Source organism: Dactylosporangium sp. NPDC050588, from assembly GCF_040654975.1.
Lineage (GTDB): Bacteria > Actinomycetota > Actinomycetes > Mycobacteriales > Micromonosporaceae > Dactylosporangium > Dactylosporangium maewongense.
In genome coordinates this window covers 1-2,766 of record NZ_JBFAJA010000214.1, presented here as the reverse complement: position 1 = coordinate 2,766, position 2,766 = coordinate 1, and the positions used below count along the sequence as shown (strand labels likewise).

Here is a 2,766-nt window from a genome sequence, read left to right as displayed (position 1 = left end):
TCCAAGCCTTCGTCGGTACGACCCGCGACCACCGTCCCGATCGGCACATCCCGACCCGCACCCAGCCTCGACAACACCACCCCGAACACAGCCTGAAACACCATGAACAACGTCACGCCATACGCCCGCGCCAACTCGTTCAACCGCGCGTGCGTCGCGGCCGCCACGGTGAACGTGACGGCATGCCCGAGGTAGCCGCTGGCCGCCGGCCGCGGCCGGTCGAACGGCAACGCCAGCTCCTGCGGCGCACCCTCCAGCGCCTCCCGCCAGAACGCCACCTGCCGCGACATCAGGCTCTCCGGGTCGTCCCGGTCGCCGAGCAGCTCCCGCTGCCACAGGGCGTAGTCGGCGTACTGCACCGGCAGCGGGGTCCAGGTGGGCGCCGACCCGCCGGTGCGTGCCGCGTACGCCGCCGACACGTCCCTGGCGAGGGGGCCGGTCGACCAGCCGTCGCCGGCGATGTGGTGGACGAGGACGACCAGGACCCGCTCATCGGAGCCGTCGCCGACCAGGCTGGCCCGGATCGGCAGGTCGGCGGCCAGGTCGAAGGTGTGCCGCATGGCCGCCGCCACCGCCTCGGCCCGGCCCGCCGGCGCGACGTCTGCCAGGTGCAGCCGCCACCGCAGGTCGGCGGGCGCGATCACACGCTGGTAGGGGCGGCCGTCGACGGCGGGATAGACGGTGCGCAGCACCTCGTGCCGGCCGATCACGTCCCGCAGCGCCGCGTCGAGCGCCGCGGTGTCGACGGCGCCGCTCAGGTGCAGCACCATCGCGATGTTGTAGGTCGTGCTCGGGCCTTCCAGCTGCTCGATGAACCAGAGACGCTGCTGCGCGTGCGACAGCGGCATCCGCTCGGGCCGCTCCCGCGGCGTCAGCGCCGGCCGGCCCGCCGAGGCGCCCGGCAGCCCGGACGCCAGCCGGGCCGGCGTCGGCGCGTCGAACAGCGCCCGCAGCGGCAGCTCGACCCCGAAGACCGCCCGGACCCGGCTGATCAGGCGGACGGCGAGCAGCGAGTGCCCGCCGAGGGCGAAGAAGTCGTCGTCGACCCCGACGGCGTCGAGGCCGAGCACCTCGGCGAACGCCAGGCAGAGCAGCTCCTCCCGGACGCCGGCCGGGGCCCGGCCGCCGCCGGCGACAGCCGCGAAGTCCGGCGCGGGCAGGGCCTTGCGGTCGAGCTTGCCGTTCGGGGACAGCGGCAGCGCGGCCACGACGACGACGGCGGCGGGCACCATGTACTCCGGCAGCCGCTCCGCGACGAACTCCCGCAGCCCGTCCGCCTCGCCGACGACGTAGGCGACGAGACGCTTCTCCCCGGCGGCGTCCTCCCGGGCGATGACGGCGACCTGCGCCACCCGCGGGTGCGCGGCGATCACGGTCTCGATCTCGCCCGGCTCGATCCGGAACCCGCGGATCTTCACCTGCTGGTCGGCGCGGCCGACGAAGGCCAGCTCACCGTCGCCGGTCCACCGGACGACGTCGCCGGTCCGGTACAGCCTGCCGCCGCCGGACGGGTCGAACGGGTCGGCGACGAACCGCTCCGCGGTCAGGGCCGGGCGGTTGACGTACCCGTGCGCCAGTTGCGCGCCGGCGACGTAGAGCTCGCCGGGGACACCGGCCGGCACCGGCTGGAGACGGTCGTCGAGCACGAACAGCCGGCTGTTGGCCGCCGGCCGCCCGAACGGCACGACCGCGCCGGGCGCCCGCCGCATGTCGACGGTGCCGGCGGCGACCATCACCGCCGCCTCGGTCGGCCCGTACGTGTTGACGAGGTCCCGCCCGGCCGACCACACCGCGGCCTGCCGCGCCGAGATCGCCTCGGCGCCGACCACGAGCCGGCGGACGGACGCCAGGTCCTGCGGCGTCAACGCCTCCAGCAGGCTCGGCACCACGCTGGTGATCTCGACCCGGGCGGACGCGACGAGGTCGCGCAGCAGCGCCATGTCGGCGCGTTCCGCCGCCGTCGCGACGACGAGGCGGGCGCCGGCCGTCAGCGTGACCGCCAGGTCGAGGACCGAGGCGTCGAAGCTGAACGACGCGAACTGCAGCACCCCGGCGCCGGGCGCGACCCCGAACACCGGCCGGAACGCCGCCGCGGAGTTCGCCAGCGCCGCGTGCGACACCGCGACACCCTTCGGCGTCCCGGTCGACCCGGACGTGTAGATGAGGTACGCGACCCGCTCCGCCGGCAGCCGGTCGGGCAGCGCCGCGTCCGCGGCGGGGGTGTCGTCGTCGAGGACCACCACCGACGCGATCCCGGTCAGCGTCCCGGACAGCGCCGCGGCGGTCGGCCGGTCGGTCAGGACGCACACCGGCGCGGCGTCGGCGACCATGAACGCGATCCGGTCCGCCGGGTAGCCGGGGTCGATCGGCAGGTAGGCGCCGCCTGCCTTCCACACGGCGAGGATCGCCACGACCATGTCGGCGCCGCGTGGCAGGCACAGCCCGACCACGGACCCGGGCCGCACGCCCCGCGCGGCGAGGGACCGGGCGAGCCGTCCGGCCCGGCGCTCCAGCTCCCGGTACGTCACCGCGACGCCGTCGCACAGCACCGCCGTCGCGTCCGGGGTCCTGGCCGCCTGCGCCGCGATCTGCTCCGGCACCGTTTCGGCCGGGATCGCCGCGGCCGTGTCGTTCCACCCGGCCAGGACCCGGTCGAGGGTCGCGGCGTCCAGCGCGTCGGGGCGGAACGACGCGACCACCACCCACATGCCCTGCTCAGAGCGGGCGGCCTCGGCCGAGGCGATGTCGGCGCCGGTGATGGTGGCC

1 protein-coding gene is annotated in these 2,766 nt (G+C 75.8%); it reads right to left on the bottom strand.

All coding sequences use genetic code 11. The features are described 5' to 3' along the window. The coding region (locus tag AB0I21_RS57325; protein WP_360574480.1) for an amino acid adenylation domain-containing protein at nt 1–2,766 on the bottom strand (2,766 nt) is incomplete at both ends.